The sequence below is a fragment of the Kitasatospora sp. CB02891 genome, from assembly GCF_002803145.1.
Taxonomy (GTDB): Bacteria; Actinomycetota; Actinomycetes; order Streptomycetales; family Streptomycetaceae; genus Kitasatospora; species Kitasatospora griseola.
The window spans coordinates 218,141-234,476 of record NZ_NNBO01000001.1 but is presented as its reverse complement, the minus strand read 5'-3'; the positions used below and the strand labels follow the sequence as shown (position 1 = coordinate 234,476).

The window sequence follows — 16,336 nt, the reverse complement described above, 5'->3', positions numbered from 1 at the left end:
ATGCGGTCGGTTGCCGGTACGGCAGGATGACGGGGTCTGCCCCGCTTTCCGTGAGCCGCCCAGGAGCTGCATCCATGGCCATCCCCGACCGGCCTGTCCATCCGTACCGCATCGGCGAGGCAGCCTCCATGCTGGGGGTGAGCGCCGACACCATGCGGCGGTGGGTGGACGCCGGGCGCCTGTCGGCGACCCGTGACGAGCACGGCCATCGGATCATTGCCGGCGCCGAACTCGCTTCCTTCGCCCGGGAGCTGGCGCGCCCGGAGAACAGCGAGACGGAGGGGCGTTCCTCGGCGAGGAACCGGTTCCCCGGCATTGTGACCGCGGTGGTGCTGGGCGACGTGGCCGCGAAGGTGGAGATCCAGGCCGGACCGTTCCGGGTGGTCTCGCTGATCAGCCGGGACTCGGCGGAGGAGCTCGGACTGGTTCCCGGTGCCCCCGCCACCGCCGTCATCAAGTCGACCAACGTCGTCGTCGAGCGCCGCTGACCCACTGCCCGGTCGGTGCGTCGCCGCTGCAGGTCTGCCAGTCTCCCGGGCAAGCCGGATGCGACGGCCGCCACCAGGTATCGGAGGTGCCTGCGCAGCGGCGAAACGAAGCCGCCTAGGATGCGGAGTTCTGCGGCCAACCGTCGGCGAGGCGGACCGTGGTGTGAGTTGCCCGACTGTGCGAGAGGACGACCCCGTTGAAGAGCCGCGTGCGCGCCGTTGCCCACCGTGGTGACCCGTACCAGCACCGCGAGAACACCCTGCCGGCGGTCAGTGCCGCGCTCGCGGCGGGAGCGGACGCCGTTGAGGTCGACGTCCAGCTCACCAAGGACGGCGTGCCGGTGCTGCTCCACGATCAGACGTTGGAACGGCTCTGGAACGACCCGCGACCGATCAACCGCGTGACCTCCGAACAGCTCGCGGAACTGGCCACGCCCGGCCTGCGGATCCCCACGCTCGCCGAGGTACTGCCGGTCGTCGCGCAGACCGACGGCCGACAGTTGCTGATCGATCTGGACGACGCCCGGCCTGCCGCTGCGACCTGGCGCACCGTCAGCGACCTCAACCTGACCGACCGCGTCGCCTTCTGCGGGTCGGTCGCCGCGATGCTCGCCGTGCGGGAGTTCGCGCCCCGGGCGGAGATCTCGCTGACCTGGAACCGACTTCAACTGCCCAAGCAGCGACTGCTGGAGGAGCTGCGCCCCAGCTACCTCAACCCTCCCTTCGGACTGGTCGACGAGCGCTTTGTCGCGGCCGTGCACGACGCCGGCCTCGGCCTCGCCACCTGGACCGTCGACCTGCGCAGGACGATGCGACGCATGCTCGACCTCGGCGTCGACTCGCTCACCTCCAACCGGGTGGCCCTGCTGCGCCGCACGATCGACCAGCACCCCGACGCCCGACGAACCTCGTGAGACGCCACCATCTCCAGCGGCGCGCCGCAGAGCAGGTGACTGCCAGCCGTGATGACCGTTTCGTGTTGAAATAAGACGATCATGGCGGCTTTCCGGCGGCGGAGGTGGCGGTGGCAACGGGCGACTCTCCGGAACCACACGAATCGAACGACCATGCCGAGCCGCAGACGCCGTCCGGCGACCGGGGAGGCTCCGAGCAGCCCAACGTGAACGACTCGGATCGTGGCCCGTCGGCTGCAGACTCGGATGACCACCCCGGTGCGCCGGGGTCGGCCGGCCGAAGCGGATCAGCTGGCGGACATGCAGGTCCAGCCGAAGGTGCCGGAGCCGGTGCGGCCGGCGGAGGACGGGCCGACGGTCCTGTCTCCGATGAGCGGGCCGAGGGTGACCGCGGTCCCGCCGGTGAGGCGCCCGCATCCGGTGGACGATCGACATCAAGTGAGAACACCTCCATAGGTACTGAGGGCCCGTCGGGAACGGGTACAGCAGTGGCAACCCGCATGGCGGGGTCGGACGATCGGAGGCCGGCCCTGATGCTGCCGCCGTCCGTTCGTGCGGCCGCTGCCTGGTCGGCGGCGGTGATTCTCCTCATCACCGTCGCCGGGTTCGCGGTGTTCGTGGTCGTGGAACTCAGGGCGGCGACCATCCCGATGCTGGTCGCGCTACTGGCCACCGCCCTGCTCTACCCGGTCATGCCATGGCTGGTGAACCGCGGCGTAAGCCGCGGCGCGGCAGCCGGACTGACCTGTGCGACTCTGGTGCTGGTCGTCACCAGCGGCATCGCACTGCTCGTCAACTCCCTGGTGGACAGCGCTCCGCAGATCGCCGCCGGACTTCAGCAGGCGGGCGACCGGATCGCCTCATGGCTCGGACCGCTCGGCGACAGAATCCAGTACGCGCTCCGTCAGAGCGCCGGTTCGGGAAGCAATCTGGTGGATTCCCTCGCCAATGGTGTGCTGTCCGGACTCGGCCTGGTCACTCAACTGCTGACCGGAGGGGTGCTGGCCCTCGCCCTGATCTTCTTCTTCCTGCGCGATGGCCACCGGTTCGGTGACGCCATTCACGAGTTGATGCCCGGCAAGCACTCCGACACGGTGATCGCCTGCGGTCAGCAGGCTTTCGCGGCCATGGCCGGGTTCATGCGCGGCACCACCTTGATCGCGCTGATCGATGCGACGTTCATCTCCATCGGACTGCTGCTCCTCGGTGTCCCGGGCGCGGCCGGACTGGGCGCTCTGGTTTTCATGGGGTCCTACATCCCGTTCGTCGGAGCCTTTCTCTCCGGAACTGTGGCGGTACTCGTGGCCCTCGCGAACGGCGGCCTCGGTACTGCCCTCTGGGCGCTCGGTGTGGTGCTGGCGGTGCAGGCGATCGAAGGCAACGTCCTCCAGCCGGTCATTCAGAGCAGGACCGTCGAGCTCCACCCCGCGACGATCATGATTGCGGTGGTGGCGGGCTCCGGGATCGCCGGAATCATCGGAGCCCTCCTCGCCGTTCCGGTCAGTGCGGCCGGCCTCGGCGTGGTGTCGGTACTTCGCGGCAGTGCGAAGACGCCTGGGGCGCCGACGAACCGTCGCAGACGACACCGCTCCGAGAGTCAAAGTCCTGAGAGCTGAAGCGTCGAATCCGATCGTTGATCAGTGGCGGGCGTCCCGTCCGAGGCCCAGGTGGTGGGGCGCCCGGCGGATGGTCGCTGGCGGCACTGCAGGGGCAGTATCGGTCAGCTGCCCCCGGCGGTGGTGAGACGGTCAGGGAGCGGGGAAGTAGGCGGCGAGCCAACGGTCCAGTTCGGCGAACACCTGCGCCCGGACAGCCTCGGACGAGAGAACGAGGTCATGGACACCGCCTTCAACGCGAATGATGGTGACGTGTCGGCCGAGACGTGGTGCGAGCGCGGCAATGTCGTCGGCACGCAGGACCCCGTCGGTGTGCATCAGTGCGGGATCCCATCGGCTGGTGACGGTGGACGCCGTGGAGGCCATCATCAGGATCGGACAGCCGACGGAGAGCCCGCGTCGGACCGTGCGGTGTCCGCGCTGGATCGCCGCCAGCCAACCGGCATAGAGCGGAAAGCCTTCGGCCGGCTTCAATGTGAGGTCGAAATCCCAGCTACCGCGGTGCTCCCGGTGAAGGCTGTGGACGTAGTGCGGGTTGAGTGATGTCGGTAGCTTCCGGGTGGGAGTGGCCCTACCGAGGGCATCGAGTGCAGGCGCCCCGAGGGTGCGAACCACGGCCGAGGCCGGCATCGACAGGAACGGGCTGTTGAGGAACAGGCCGTCGACCAGCCCACGCCCTCCACGCCGGGACGCCCACAGCGCCGCCACCAACCCGCCGGTGGAGTGCCCGTTCATCAGCACCCGGGTGTGGCCGTCGACTTCCCGGATCACGCGGATCGCCTCGTCCAGTTCCTCGTCGTAGGCGGTGAGGTCAGTGACGAAGTTGGGGGACTGGTGGGGTCGAAGCGATCGGCCGTACTTGCGCAGATCCAGGGCGTAGAAGGAATAGCCCGCGGCGGTGAAATGGTCGGCGAGGTGAGTCTGGAAGAAGTAGTCGGTGTAGCCGTGCAGGTACAGCACCGCCTGACGGGATCCCGGAACCAGCCTGCGGATCAGCGTGGCACTGACTTCCCCTTCCTCGTCCGGGATCAGAGGGAGCTTCGCCGCTTCGTACGGGGCACCCAGGATGTCTTCGCGGAACTCCATGTCAGCCACACCCACTTCCTGCTCTGCAACGCCGCCCCGGGGCCGTCCGGGGTGGTCCACCTCCGCGACCATACCGGTCGGTAGATCGCTCGGTTTGGGAAGACTGCCCTGGTCGGGCCTAAGCTGCCCGCATGGTTGTCCCTTCGTCGATCGTTCTCTGCCCCGTCGCATTCCGGAGGCCTGCCCGATGACCGGGCCGACCGCCGGCCCTCCCGACCCGCGCCCCGTGGAGCGAGAGGTGGCGCTCGGGACAGCCAAGTTGATGCCCGACATCGATGACGAGGGCGGGTGGCTGCTCACCCTCGACGGCACCCCGCAGTCGTATGTCGACCTCCAGGACCCCACGCACCTCGAATTCGAGTACGTGCAGCGGATCGCCCACCTGCTGGACGTGGTCGCAGACTCGGGGGAGCCGCTCGACGTCCTGCATCTCGGTGGTGGTGCGCTCACCCTGCCCCGGTATCTGGCCCGGACTCGGCCCGGCTCGTGGCAGCAAGTGGTCGAGGTCGACGGGCCGTTGACCGAGTTCATCGCGGAGCACCTCCCTTGGTCGTCCGGTATCGACGTGGTGGTTGGCGATGCGCGGTCGGCGCTCGAATCCGTGGCGCCGGGGACGTTCGACGTCGTGGTGGCGGACGTCTTCCGCGGCTCGCGGACGCCGGCGCACCTCACGAGCGTGGAGTTCGTCCGGCTGGCCGCGGCCACGCTCCGGCCCGGTGGGTGCTACGCAGCGAACCTCGCAGATGGTCCGCCACTCGCATTCGCCAAGGCCCAGACGGCGACCGTTGCTGCCGTCTTCGCCCACGTCTGCCTGGTGGCCGAGCCCAGCGTGCTGCGCGGCCGACGGTACGGGAATGTTCTGCTGATCGGCTCCGACGAGCCGCTGCCCACGGGGGAGTTGAGTCGGCTGCTCGCCTCCGATCCCTTCCCTGCCCGCCTGACGGAATCGCCGCAGCAGGCGTCCGAGCCGGTCACGGATGCGACCGCGGAGGAATCGCCGCCCCCACCCGCTGGGGCGTTTTCGTTGAGCTGAGCCGGACAGCGGCCCTCGCGGGGTGCTGTGCAGGAAGTCGTACTTGATGGCGCGCTCCATTCCCTGGAAGACGGGACGGCTGGTCAGGAATTGGCCGGGGCGGGCATCGGCTGAACGGAACGCCGGATGGCGGCGGTGTGGGCGTGCCGTTCAGCCGATGGCAGACATGGCTGGCCAAGCGGACCGGATACGGGTGAGCTGATCAGTCCGCGGAGAGAACGAGGCGGCGCGCTGTTTCGCGGTAGCCGAGCAGCTCGAAGGCGGCAATCATGGGGTGGTTGGTGAGGTCCGTGTCGGCACGGACGACGGATTCCTTGGCCTCGTCGGCGAGGACTCTGGTGACTTCGGCGAGGATCTCGGCCACGAAGCCCCGTCCGCGGAATTCGGGAAGGACTCCGAGATAGCCCACCACAGGCGCAGTGGAGTTGCGTGACGGGATCCCGAAGCCGACCACCTGCCCGCTGGACGTTCGAGCTATTCGCCACCAGGAGCGCTCACCGAGCATGTCGTGGTGGTAGAACGCGACATCGTTCCGGGCCTGTTCCTCCGGCCCGAGAAGCAGCGCCTCGTGTGTGGTGGCTGCGTCCAGGCTGCCGGGCAGGACTCGGCGGAAGAGATCGACGAACACCTCGTCGTCGGGCTCTGGTGTGAACACCAGTCGGTCCGACAGGGTGGGCACCGGCCGTTCCGCAGTCCACTCGAAGCGGAGACGCTCGGTGGAACGGCGAAGGCCGGCCGCCTTCGCTGCTTCGCGACGCCACTCCACTGCTGCGGCAGCCTCGGGCTGACCACGCCAGGTCGGCGGCAGAAACAGGTGGTAGTCCGGCGGGACAGCGAGGCCGTCTGCGGCGAAGACCCGATGGGCGGCCGCAAGGAGAGCGGCAGCTGCGGTGTGAGCGCCACCGGAGAGCGGGGACGGCTGCGAACCTTGCGCATCGAGAGTGGTGAGAGCCGATGGAGCGCCGGTGATGAACAGGGCGTCCAGGCTTCGGGGGTGAGCATCGCCGGGCATGCCCCACCAAACGGCGACCACCAACGGCATTCGCTCGGGTCGTGCCTCGGCAATCCAGATCCACTCCGGACGGTACTCGCCCTCGGCAAGCCGGGCGCGGACGACATCGGCGGAGACCATGGTGGACGGGTCGAGCTGAATGCAGGAGAGGACAGCGTCAAGCTCTTGGGAAACGATCGGACGGAAGATCACAGTGCCTCCGGGACGGGGAAGGGTAGGAGGCGAGCCCGATCGTTGCGACGCGTGATGACCGTGGAAGTGGAGACGGATCAGGCGGTCGCGCGAGTCGGGTGCGCCGTGGGAGGGAGATGAACTATCGGCACCACCACGGGACCTCCTCTCGAAACCTGACAGTGTGCTGCAGTGCCAGTTCGCCAATGGGTCAATGCCAGACCGTCGGTGGAGCTGATCCACCGTCAGTGCCCCGGATCCTAGAGAGACCGGCCGATGGTCCGCAAATTATTTTCCGGAACTTCTTTCGGGAGCACTGAGCGATCCCGGAAACCAGCGGTCGGGGCGGCTGGCCGCGACGCAAAGGCAGGATTGGCGGTCTGGTGCACCCGACAAACGGGCAGGTTACGGTGAATTACTCGAAAGAGTGGTTCCAGAGATATTGGCGACTGGGGAGGTTGGCGTCGATCTGGCGAAGGTAGAAATGCCCATGGCGGTGTCGGATCCAAGGGGAGGTGTCGGTCGATGAGTGGGCGGTTTGGAAGGCCGACGCTGGCAGGTAGCGGCTGCTAAGAGTGGCCGAGGTGTCCCGCCGTGGCGCCGGGGTCGGGTGCGGCCGCCGAGGGCGAACCCGACTCTGGTTGCGGTGGACCGGATCTCCCCGCCGCGCAAGGGGCGTCTCGGCTCCGATGGTCATCGGGTCCGTCCCCGCATCGGTGTCGAGGGTTCCGCAGGCCGAGCCTGTGGGTGCAGATGGCAGCGGACTGATGTTCATTCTGATAGGAGAGGAATTTAAATGTTGAATTGTTCGAAAAACCTCGCTACGGTCGGCCGCGCCGGTGGCATCGGCGGTCGGCAGGGAAATCTCAGAAGAATTAGGAGGTAGCAGTGGTCGTGGAATTTGCCGCGGAGCCTGTATCCCGCGGGTCAACCGCGCATGGGCTGAGCGCACCGACGGTGGGTCTGGCCGGGTCGATCCTGGTCGGGCTTGCCGCAGGTCTGGTGCTCCAGGCTTGGACGGTGGCGTTTCTGGGGCGCTTGGGTGGCGAGGCTCTCTACGTCCGCTCGGTCTACACGCCGATCGGGTATCTCGCGTTGGCCGTGACGGAGGGCTTGGTGGTCGCCGCACAGGTATCGGCAGGTCGTGCGGCAAGCAGCGGTCGACACCGGGAGGCGCTCAAGTCCGTTCCAACCTTCCTTGCCGCAGGCGGAAGCCTGTTACTGCTTCAGGCGGCAGTCGTGGCAGTGGCACCTGGTGCCGTGCTGGCAGTGCTGGGGGTGGCATCGGACGAGCAGCGGCCGGTGATGGTGTTCATCGTCGCGACCGCAGTGAGCAGCGCTGTCGGCCTGATCCCCTACCTGGGGGCGGGAGTGCTGCGGGGCCTCGGATTCACCGGGGCAGCTGCCTGGCTCGGCGTCGCGTTCACCGTCCTTTCCATCGCGGGAATGACCGTGCTCCACTGGGCGACCGGGCTCGGGGTTCTGGCCGTCCCGATCGGGGGCCTGCCGGCCACAGTGCTCGTGGGGGCAGCCACTGCGATTGTGCTGAGGCGGAAGGGACTCGGGTGGCCTGTGCTTCGAGGGGATCGACAGGCAGCCGGGGAGGTCTGGAAACTCGGCGCGCCGGTTGCTGCCACGTTCCTGCTGCTCTCGGTGGCCACGCTCGGATATTTGACGGTACTGCAGTCCGCCGGGCCCACCGAGGTTGCGGGGTTCAGTCTCGGGCAGATGGCAAGTTCGTTGGTGATGGTGGTCGCTCTGGCGATCGGTTCGGGCGCGGCAATCGCCGTGACGTTGACGCCGGGTGAGAACCGACGGGGCATCAGCCTTGCCGGCCTGACCACAACCCTGCGGCTGTCCCTCCCGCCGTACCTGGTGATCGGTGCGGGTGTCTTCCTGTTCCGGGGAGAGATAGCCGGGGCTCTGACGAGCGACCGGGCGACGGCTGCAGTGACAGCCGAGTACTTCGCCTGGACCGGGCCGACCCTGGCATTGTTCGGCGGAACACTGGCGCTGCTGACCTATCTGGAACAGATCGGCCGGGCCGGCCTGGCGTTCACACTGAACGCGGTGTACTTCGCGCTGATGGTGGCCGCGGCGTTTCTGATACCGGGGCAGGTGACCAGCGGTGATCTGGCAAGGTTGACCGCGGCCGGGAACCTGCTGGGGTTCGTCAGCCTCTGGTTCAGTGCGCGGTTCCTGATACGTCGCGGCTGAGGACGGCTGACGGGCGCACCGAGCATCGGGTTCCGGGGCGGTACGGAGACGGAGAGCGGCATGGGTGGTCACATGGGTGAGACAGCGGGACGCATCATCTTCCTCAACGGCACGTCCAGTTCGGGGAAGTCGAGCATCGCGGATGAGTTGCTGGACATTCTCGACGATGAGGTCTGGTTCCATCTCGGCGTCGACATGTTCAACGCCATGCGGACCAAGCGTGCGATGGAGCAGGCCCAGTTCGACGAAGCGCTGAAGCGAACCAGGATGGGATTCCACCGATCGATCGCTGCGATGGCGGAAGCCGGCAACAGCGTGATCGTCGACCACGTCCTGAGTGAACCATGGCGGCTTGCGGACTGCTTGGACGTCCTCAGTCCCTATCAAGTCCTGTTCGTCGGGGTCCGCTGCGACGTGCAGGAACTGACGCGACGTGAGACCGCGCGGGGTGACCGGCCATCCGGTCTGGCAGCCCAGCAGCACGACCTGGTGCACCGGCACGGCGACTACGACCTCGAATGCGACAGCGGGGCGTGCTCGCCGCGTGAATGCGCGGAGCAGATCAAAGCGTTTCTTCCGAACCAGTCGGGCTCGACCGCCTTTGAGCGTCTCCGGGCAGGCGCAGGACGGTAGCACCCGCGATCCGGGACAGGCGGTGAAGGGGCAGTGAGACCTTAGGCTGAGCCAGGGTCGGCAGTGGCGGTTGGTCAAGAAAGGGAGTGCCGGGGTGGCGGACAAGGACAGCGGGCCTGGGCAGGTTCGGGTGGCGGCGGCGCAGTTCGAGTGTGCGCCGGGAGACGTGGAAGCGAACGTCGGACGGATCACGGCGCTGGCGCGGCAGGCACGGGAGGCCGGTGCGGCCGTGGTGTTCGGGCCGGAGCTGTGCCTCACCGGATACGAGCTGGCGATGATCGCCGCGGATCGGCGGCTGTGGACGGAGTCGGACGATGCGCGACTCGATCCGGTGCGCGGCCTCGGCATAGCTGTGGTGGTCAATGGCGTTGCCGCGGGGCCCGAGGATCAGCCGCAGATCGTCAGCACCGTGTATGGGCCGGACGGAGCTCTGGTGACGACGTACGCGAAGGAGCATCTGTACGAGAACGAGCAGGAGGTGTTCACAGCAGGCAGCGGCGGTGGCAGGTTCTGGCTGGACGGGGTCGGATACTCACTCGCCACGTGTTTCGACAACCACTTTCCCGAAGTGGTTGAGCGGAATGCGGCGCTGGGGTGCCAGGTGCATCTCGCCAGTTCGCTGTACGGCACCGGGGGCGGGCGGGAAGAGCGGCGGACAGTGCATCCATCGATCGCGAAGGCGACCGGTATGCACGTGATGTTGGCCAATCACGTCGGCGTCGCCGGACCGTGGACGGGCTGCGGCGGCAGTGCTGCCTGGGCGCCGGACGGGACGTTGGTGGCAGAGGCGGACGAGACCGGGCCGAAGCTGCTGGTGGCCGACCTGGAGGTGGAGATGAGCAAGTGAGGACGGGCGGAGGGCCGGGTACAGGGCGCTGAGCGTCAGCGATAGTCGTCGTCGGGCACCCGGTCGGCCAGGTCGTCGAGGACTGTGAAGCGGACTGCTTCGCGCAGCGGCTCGTCGGGGGCTGCGTCGTCGAACTCGGCCTCGGCGTCCTCATCCGGGTAGACCAGGTGCACGGCAGCCTCCTCGGCGCTGGCCGCCCCGCCGTCGGGGCCCACATCGGAGCCTGCAGTGTCGATTCCGTCCTCGACCAGGCGCCCGGCGCGCGGGGACGGACCGGCGGTCCAGCGGTCGTCGACCTCCTCGGGGTCTTCGTCGGGCTCCTCCTCGGACAGCAACTGCTCCAGGGACTCCCCGCGTGCGGCCTCTCCGGGCGTCGTGCCGTACGCGATCGCGCCGTGGTACGAGTCGGCAGGCACGACTCCCGTGTCCAACGGGTCGTCGTCGAGCCGGTCCGTGAGCAGGGAGTCGGCCGGTTCGAGAACGCCGTCGTCCTCGGCGGGTTCCGGGTCCTGGGCGTCCCAGTCGGTCATAGCAGCACCTGTCCTCGTCACTCGGGGTGAGCTTCCACCCAGCCTCTTCATGCTCGCCAGGGAGCTACCGGGCTCGCAACACGGCGCGGTGGCGGTGCCCCGAGAGGGCAGCCGCAGACTGCCTGGCAGCCGGGTGTTGCCGACATGTGCGGTCGGTGACGCATGGTGTCGTGCGGTGACCGGCCCTGCTGTGAAGATCTGGAGGCCGGAAGTGTCGGAGGACGGAGCGGTTCGTCTGCGAGGGATGTGCCGAGGTGGCCGGCGGACCGGGTTGATGGCGGCGGAAGGTGGCGGGCGGAGCCGGTCGGGCCGATGGTGCAGCAAGGGATGATGAGCGGCGCGGACGGAACACGCTCTGGCCGGTCGGTGAGGTCGGCGAAGTGGACGGGGCCGGACCGGATGGACGGAGGAGGTGTGCAGTGGTGAGGGTCGGCGGAGTGCCAGGGTTTGTCGGGCGGCGGCATGAGCTCGCGCGGCTGGTCGGGGCATTGCGGGCGGCGCCTTCAGTGGTGCTGGTGGAGGGCGAGGCCGGTGCCGGGAAGTCTGCGTTGGTGCGGCAGGCGCTGACGGAGGCCGGCGTGGCGCCGGAGCGAGTGCTGACCGGGTACTGCCACCCGCTCGCCGAACCGGTGCCGTACGGGCCCGTGCTCGATGCGTTGCGTCGCAGCGGCCCACTGCTGGCAGAGGTGTCGCCACTGCCGCCGAGCACAGGCGCGCTTCGGCCATGGCTGCCGGATCTCGGGGCGTGGCTCCCGCAGGAGGTGGCGGGCGGGGACGAACGGTACCGACTGGTGCAGGGCGTGCGGGCGCTGCTCGGCGCGTTGGGCGGAGTGGTGCTGCTGATCGAGGACGCACAGTGGGCGGACCGCGCAAGTCGGGACCTGTTGTTGCTGCTGGCACGGGATCCGCTGCCGGGTCTGTCCTTGGTGGTGACCTACCGGGCGGAGGAGACGGAGGCGGGTGTGCCGGTGCTGGGAGCGGTCTACCGCTGCCCACCGGGGGTGGCCGGTGGGGCGGTCCGGCTCGAGCCCTTGGGAGAGACAGTGGTGCGGGAGCTGGTCGCCAGGGAGTGGGGCGCCGACGTGGCCCCCGAGCTGGCGGCAGTGCTGAGCGAACGGTCCGGTGGCCTACCGGCCGCCGTAGTGGAGGATCTGGCGGCTCTGCGCGCCAGTGGCCCGCACCCGGAGCCGGTTTCGGCACTGGCCACCGCCGAACTGCCGCGGAGCCTGTGGGACACGGTCGTCGAACGGCTGGCCGGGCTCGGACCGGACGCGCTCGTAGTGGCGGAGACGGTCGCGGTGCTGGACGAGCCGGCCGGTGAGGACACGATCGGTGTGGTGGCGCAGCTGTCGGCCGAACGGGTGGCGGCGGGCCTGGTCGAGGCGTTGCGAGCGGGAGTACTGACCGAGCCGACTGCGGCCCGGTACGGATACCGCGGCGAACCTGCCCGGCGGGTGGTGTACCGGCGCATTCCGGGGCCGTTGCGGTCGGCGCTGCACCGGCGCGCCATCGCGGTGCTGGACGGTCGCGAGCCGCGGCCGCTCGCCCGGATCGCCGAACACACTCGGGCCCTCGGCGATCGTGAGGCCTGGCAGCGGATGGCCGAAGCGGCGGCGGAGCAGGCGGCCGAACAGGGTGACCCGGCGGCTGCGGGTCTGCTGCTGCGTGAACTGCTCGCGGAGGCCGAGCTGGCCCCTGAGCGGCGGGTGCGGGCCGCCCGGGCGCTGTCCGCGATCGCCGCGAACGCCGCCGACGACACCGCCAGTACTGCGGCGCTGGCCGGAATCATCGCCGACCCGCGCCTGCCGATCGCCGACCGGGGCGAGATCCGGCTGACGCTCGGCCTGCGGATGGCGGTGCAGGGCGGCGACCGAGCGGGGTTCGCGCAGATCGAGCGGGCCGCCGACGAACTCGCCGAGCGTCCCGCCAGGGCGGCGCGGGCGCTGGTGGCGCTGGCGATGAACGAACGCGACGGCGCCGGAGCCGCCGCCCGGGACCGCATGGCGCATGCCGCCGCCGCGCTGGAGGTCGAGCCGGACGAGGAGGTCACCGCCGCCTACCGGGCCACCCTGCTGACCTTCCAGGCCCGCGAGGGCGACCCCGAACTGTGGCCCGAACTGGACCGGCTGCCCCGCGACTCCACCAACCCCGAGGTGGTCCGGCAGACCACCCGCGCGCTGTACAACGTCGGCGACATCGCCCTCGACACCGGGCACGACCAGCGGGCGGGTCGGTTGCTCGCCGAGAGCCGAGCATTGGCCCGGCAGGCGGCGATCGCCTACGTGGAGTGCTACAGCCGGATCGCCCTGCTGCGCCTGGACGGGTTGGCCGGGCGCTGGCAGGGGCTCGAAGAACGGTTCGCCGCCCTGGGGACGGAGTTCCCTGACGTCGCGATGGCAGGCGCCGAACGAGCCATGCTGCTGGGCCGGTTGGCTGCCGCACGGGGGCGGCTGTCGGTGGCCAGGGCCGAGTTCACCAGCGCGGCCAGGTACGGCGAGCGGGAGTCGCAGGTTACCGCCGCCATCCGCGCAGCCGCCGGTCTCGGTGCGCTCGAACTGGCCGAGCGCGGTGGGGCGGAGGCTGCCGTGGTGGTGGCGCCCGCCGTGGCGATCATGCGTCAGGCGGGGGCCTGGGCGCGCAGCGCGGAGCTGCTGCCGCTGGCGGTCGAGACCGCGCGAGCGGTTGGCGACATCGATGCCGCCCGACACCTCACCGAGGAGGCGGCGGAAGCACTGGTGGGCATCGATGCACCGGCCGCGCACGCGGGGCTCGAACTGGCCCGGGGTTACCTGCTGGACGGCCTCGGCGGCGCGGGGGACGACGGCGCGGCCGAGGCCTTCCGGCGGGCGCGGGACGCGTGGCGGGCGATCGGCCGCCCGTACGAGGCCGCCCGCGCGGAGGAGCGGCTGGCTCGAGTGCTGGCCGAACACGATGCGCAGGCCGCGGCCGAGCGGCTGGCCGCTGCGGAAGCGACGTTCACGACGCTCGGGGCCGCGTCCGATGCGGCGCGCTGCCAGCACGTTCGGCGCGACCTCGGCCTCGGGCGGATGGCGTCGCCGGGCCGACGGGGCTACGGCGAGGCGCTGTCGCCACGCGAGCGGCAGGTCGCGGAGCTGGTCGGACAAGGGGCCAGCAACCAGGACATCGCGCAGGCGCTGTTCCTGTCCCCGCGTACGGTCGAGCACCACGTGGCGAGTGTGCTGCGGAAGCTCGGGGTGGGACGGAAGGACGTCGCCGAGGCCTTGGCCGCGAGGTGACGGCCGGTGAGCCGACGGTCGTGGGTGGCGAGTCGGCGGCTCCGGGCGGCGGACCGGGGACGCGGCAGGGCTGAGGGACGCTCAGGTCCGCGGCTGATGGGGCAGACGGGCGAGGTAGGAGAGGGTGGCACGGCGGGTCTGGCGTTCGACGGTGCCGCGCCGGGGGCAGCGCGGGGCGGGGGGCTCGGTGAGGGCGGTGAAGTGCTCGCTGGCGTAGAGGCGGAAGCGTTCGCGGCGGGTCATCCGGATCTCCTGACTGGGGGTGGGGAGAGCGGTTACCAGCTTTGCGGTGCGGCCCTGGGCTGATCAATGCGTAGGGGATACCCATCCCGGACGACGAAGGGTACGTAGTCGCGGGACAGGCTTGGCCGGGAGGAGGGTTCAGCGGATGACGTGCGGGAGGAAGCGCGCGCCCTGGTGGGTGATGGGGCTGTCGTCGGTCTCGCGAATGCCGAGGCCGGCGGATTCGCCGTCGACCACCCAGGCACCGAGGACGGGGCGGTTGCCGTCGAAGTCGGGGAGGGGGTGGTACTGCTGGTAGCAGTGGCCTTCCGCGCCGTAGCGGTCGGGATCGCCGGCCCAGTCGGCGAGCCGGGTCTGGGTGCCGTCCGGTTCGACGATGCGGATGCCGGCGCCCTCGCGGCCCAGCAGCGGCTTGGCGGCGTAGCCGGGGCCGTCGGGGTCCGCGAGTTCGCGCGGGCCGTCGAGGTAGGCGGGCAGCAGGTTGGGGTGGCCGGGGTTGAGTTCCCACAGAACGGCCAGCAGCGCCTTGTTGGACAGCAGCATCTTCCACGCGGGCTCGATCCACAGGGTGGAGCCGGTGCCGCCGCCGAGGTCGACGACGTCGAGGAGTTGGTCGGCGAACTCGTCCTCGACGAGCCACTCCCACGGGTAGAGCTTGAACGCGGAGCGGATGAAGCGGTGTTCGAGGTCGACGAAGCGGCCGGTCAGGCCGTCCCAGCCGATGTCCTCCATGGCGATGCCGACGGTCTGCAGGCCGGCCTGTTCGGCGCACTCCTGGAGGTAGAGGGTGGTCAGCCAGTCCTCGCCCTCGGTGTCGCCGCGGGAGTGCGCGAAGTGCACGGGCCCGGGCGGGAGCAGGTGCTTCTGGCGCTGCCACGAAGCGATCAGGCGTTCGTGCAGGGAGTTCCACTGGTCGGCATCGGGGAAGCGGTCCTCCAGCCAGAACCACTGCGGCCCGGCGGCCTCGATCAGCGAGGTGGGGGTGTCGGCGTTGTACTCGAACAGCTTGGCGGGGCCGGTGCCGTCGTAGGCGAGGTCGAACCGGCCGTACACGCTGGGCTGTTCGTCGCGGCGGCGCCAGGATTCGGCGACGACTGCCGCGAGCCGGGGGTCGGCGATGCCGAAATCGGCGAAACGGCCGGTGCGCACCACGTGGTCGGCGGCGGCGAGGGAGAGTTCGTGGAGCTCCTCGACGACCTCCTCCAGGGCCTCGACCTCGGGCAGGGAGAACTCGTAGTAGGCGCTCTCGTCCCAGTAAGGGTGCGGGCCGCCCTGGTTGCAGGGGTCGGAGCACATCGCGTACACGAGGCCCTGGGATTCGACGGTGGCCAGCCAGTCGGGGCGCGGGGTGATGGTGTGACGGCGCATCAGAGGTCAGCCGCCGCCCGAGCCGCTGCTGCTGCCCTTGGGACAGCCGAATCCGCCGCGCTTGGTGGCGGCCTTGTCGAAGGTGCCGCCGTTGACGGTGTCGGTGCCGTACCCGCAGTAGTACCAGCGGCCCGCACCGGAGCCGCCGGCCGAGCAGGAGTGACTGCCCAGCACCTTCAGCGTGGTCGGGTCGACGCACCGGCTGGGTGGGGCACTGGAGGAGGAGCAGCCGGAGAGGGTGAGGGCGAGCGTGCCGACCATCCCCAGCGTGACGACGCCCGACCGGCGGCGAGCGCCGGGTATCGGTCGGTCCGAGGCGGCAGCGGCGGGCGGAGGCGGTGTCATGGCGGATCATCGTACGCGGAAGATGTGATGGTCGGTCCATTGCGGTCGGAAACTGATGGCCGCCCAGACCCATGGGTTATCTTTTGCCGATCCTTGACCATGGTGCGGCCCGGTGCGGCTGCCCGATCCCGGGGGAGCCCCGCTGATGAACGAGATAGTCCACGGCCTGGGCGCGGCCACTGTGTACGGCCTGGTCGGCCTGGTCCTCCTGCTGCTCGGCTACCTGCTGATCGACGTGCTGACCCCGGGCAAGCTCGGCCGGCTGATCTGGGCCGAGGGCAACCGCAACGCCGCCCTGCTGCTCAGTTCGGCGCTGCTCGGCGTCGGCGGCATCGTGTACACCGCGATCCGCACCACCTACGACGACTTCGGCAAGGGCCTGGTCTCCACGGCGGCGTTCGGCGTCCTCGGACTGCTGCTGATGGCGCTCGCGTTCTGGCTGCTGGACCTGCTCACCCCGGGGCGACTGGGCGCGATCCTGGTCTCGAACGAGCCGCACCCCGCGGTGTGGGTGTCGGCCAGCTGCAACCTGGCCGCCGCGGCGATCGTCGCGGCCTCGATCGCCTGACGGCCGGT

15 protein-coding genes are annotated in these 16,336 nt (G+C 69.7%); 9 read left to right on the top strand and 6 right to left on the bottom strand.

The window, feature by feature from the left end; translation table 11 throughout:
* Window positions 1–74: 74 nt before the first annotated feature.
* The 3 genes from CG736_RS01145 to CG736_RS01135 all read left to right on the top strand — a co-directional run bounded on the left by CG736_RS01145 (window position 75) and on the right by CG736_RS01135 (window position 3,018).
* Window positions 75–488, top strand: a complete 414-nt coding sequence (locus CG736_RS01145) for a molybdopterin-binding protein (RefSeq protein WP_198520312.1) — start codon at window positions 75–77, stop codon at window positions 486–488.
* Between the two features lie 197 nt (window positions 489–685).
* The gene (locus CG736_RS01140; protein WP_100584244.1) at window positions 686–1,402 is read left to right on the top strand and encodes a glycerophosphodiester phosphodiesterase; all 717 of its coding nucleotides are present in this window, start codon (window positions 686–688) and stop codon (window positions 1,400–1,402) included.
* Between the two features lie 533 nt (window positions 1,403–1,935).
* Window positions 1,936–3,018 (top strand): AI-2E family transporter, encoded by a 1,083-nt coding sequence (locus CG736_RS01135; protein WP_100584979.1) that lies wholly within the window; start codon window positions 1,936–1,938, stop codon window positions 3,016–3,018.
* Window positions 3,019–3,150: 132 nt separating this feature from the next.
* On the opposite strand, the gene CG736_RS01130 is transcribed toward CG736_RS01135, so the two are convergent.
* Entirely contained in the window at window positions 3,151–4,104 is a 954-nt protein-coding gene (locus CG736_RS01130; RefSeq protein ID WP_232733802.1) for an alpha/beta hydrolase, read from the bottom strand.
* A gap of 262 nt (window positions 4,105–4,366) precedes the next feature.
* Here CG736_RS01130 and CG736_RS01125 point away from each other — a divergent pair, with 262 nt between their 5' ends.
* Window positions 4,367–5,137 carry a spermidine synthase gene (locus CG736_RS01125; protein WP_369879713.1) on the top strand — a complete coding sequence of 257 codons (771 nt, stop codon included), beginning with the start codon at window positions 4,367–4,369 and terminating at the stop codon, window positions 5,135–5,137.
* A 202-nt stretch (window positions 5,138–5,339) separates the two neighbouring features.
* Here CG736_RS01125 and CG736_RS01120 read toward each other — a convergent pair whose 3' ends face one another.
* Window positions 5,340–6,341 (bottom strand): GNAT family N-acetyltransferase, encoded by a 1,002-nt coding sequence (locus tag CG736_RS01120; protein WP_100584241.1) that lies wholly within the window; start codon window positions 6,339–6,341, stop codon window positions 5,340–5,342.
* Between the two features lie 867 nt (window positions 6,342–7,208).
* On the opposite strand from CG736_RS01120, the gene CG736_RS01115 reads away from it, so the two are divergent.
* The 3 genes from CG736_RS01115 to CG736_RS01105 all read left to right on the top strand — a co-directional run bounded on the left by CG736_RS01115 (window position 7,209) and on the right by CG736_RS01105 (window position 10,017).
* On the top strand, window positions 7,209–8,537 hold the full coding sequence (locus CG736_RS01115) for an MATE family efflux transporter (protein WP_100584240.1): 1,329 nt from the start codon (window positions 7,209–7,211) through the stop codon (window positions 8,535–8,537).
* Window positions 8,538–8,597: 60 nt separating this feature from the next.
* Entirely contained in the window at window positions 8,598–9,170 is a 573-nt protein-coding gene (locus CG736_RS01110) for a chloramphenicol phosphotransferase CPT family protein (protein WP_232733719.1), read from the top strand.
* A gap of 94 nt (window positions 9,171–9,264) precedes the next feature.
* On the top strand, window positions 9,265–10,017 hold the full coding sequence (locus CG736_RS01105) for a carbon-nitrogen hydrolase family protein (protein ID WP_232733718.1): 753 nt from the start codon (window positions 9,265–9,267) through the stop codon (window positions 10,015–10,017).
* Between the two features lie 35 nt (window positions 10,018–10,052).
* On the opposite strand, the gene CG736_RS01100 is transcribed toward CG736_RS01105, so the two are convergent.
* Window positions 10,053–10,547, bottom strand: a complete 495-nt coding sequence (locus tag CG736_RS01100; protein ID WP_052509425.1) for a DUF5709 domain-containing protein — start codon at window positions 10,545–10,547, stop codon at window positions 10,053–10,055.
* A gap of 287 nt (window positions 10,548–10,834) precedes the next feature.
* Between CG736_RS01100 and CG736_RS01095 the strand changes: the two genes are divergently transcribed.
* Window positions 10,835–13,804 carry an AAA family ATPase gene (locus tag CG736_RS01095; RefSeq protein ID WP_369879712.1) on the top strand — a complete coding sequence of 990 codons (2,970 nt, stop codon included), beginning with the start codon at window positions 10,835–10,837 and terminating at the stop codon, window positions 13,802–13,804.
* 81 nt (window positions 13,805–13,885) lie between these two features.
* On the opposite strand, the gene CG736_RS35800 is transcribed toward CG736_RS01095, so the two are convergent.
* From CG736_RS35800 to CG736_RS01085, 3 genes are all read right to left on the bottom strand, one after another.
* Window positions 13,886–14,047: a hypothetical protein gene (locus tag CG736_RS35800; protein ID WP_157815345.1), complete on the bottom strand. Its 162-nt coding sequence runs from the start codon at window positions 14,045–14,047 to the stop codon at window positions 13,886–13,888.
* Between the two features lie 138 nt (window positions 14,048–14,185).
* Window positions 14,186–15,415: a glutathionylspermidine synthase family protein gene (locus CG736_RS01090; RefSeq protein WP_100584239.1), complete on the bottom strand. Its 1,230-nt coding sequence runs from the start codon at window positions 15,413–15,415 to the stop codon at window positions 14,186–14,188.
* Between the two features lie 6 nt (window positions 15,416–15,421).
* The gene (locus CG736_RS01085) at window positions 15,422–15,760 is read right to left on the bottom strand and encodes a hypothetical protein (RefSeq protein ID WP_232733717.1); all 339 of its coding nucleotides are present in this window, start codon (window positions 15,758–15,760) and stop codon (window positions 15,422–15,424) included.
* Between the two features lie 145 nt (window positions 15,761–15,905).
* Here CG736_RS01085 and CG736_RS01080 point away from each other — a divergent pair, with 145 nt between their 5' ends.
* Window positions 15,906–16,328, top strand: a complete 423-nt coding sequence (locus tag CG736_RS01080) for a DUF350 domain-containing protein (protein ID WP_100584238.1) — start codon at window positions 15,906–15,908, stop codon at window positions 16,326–16,328.
* Window positions 16,329–16,336: the final 8 nt, after the last annotated feature.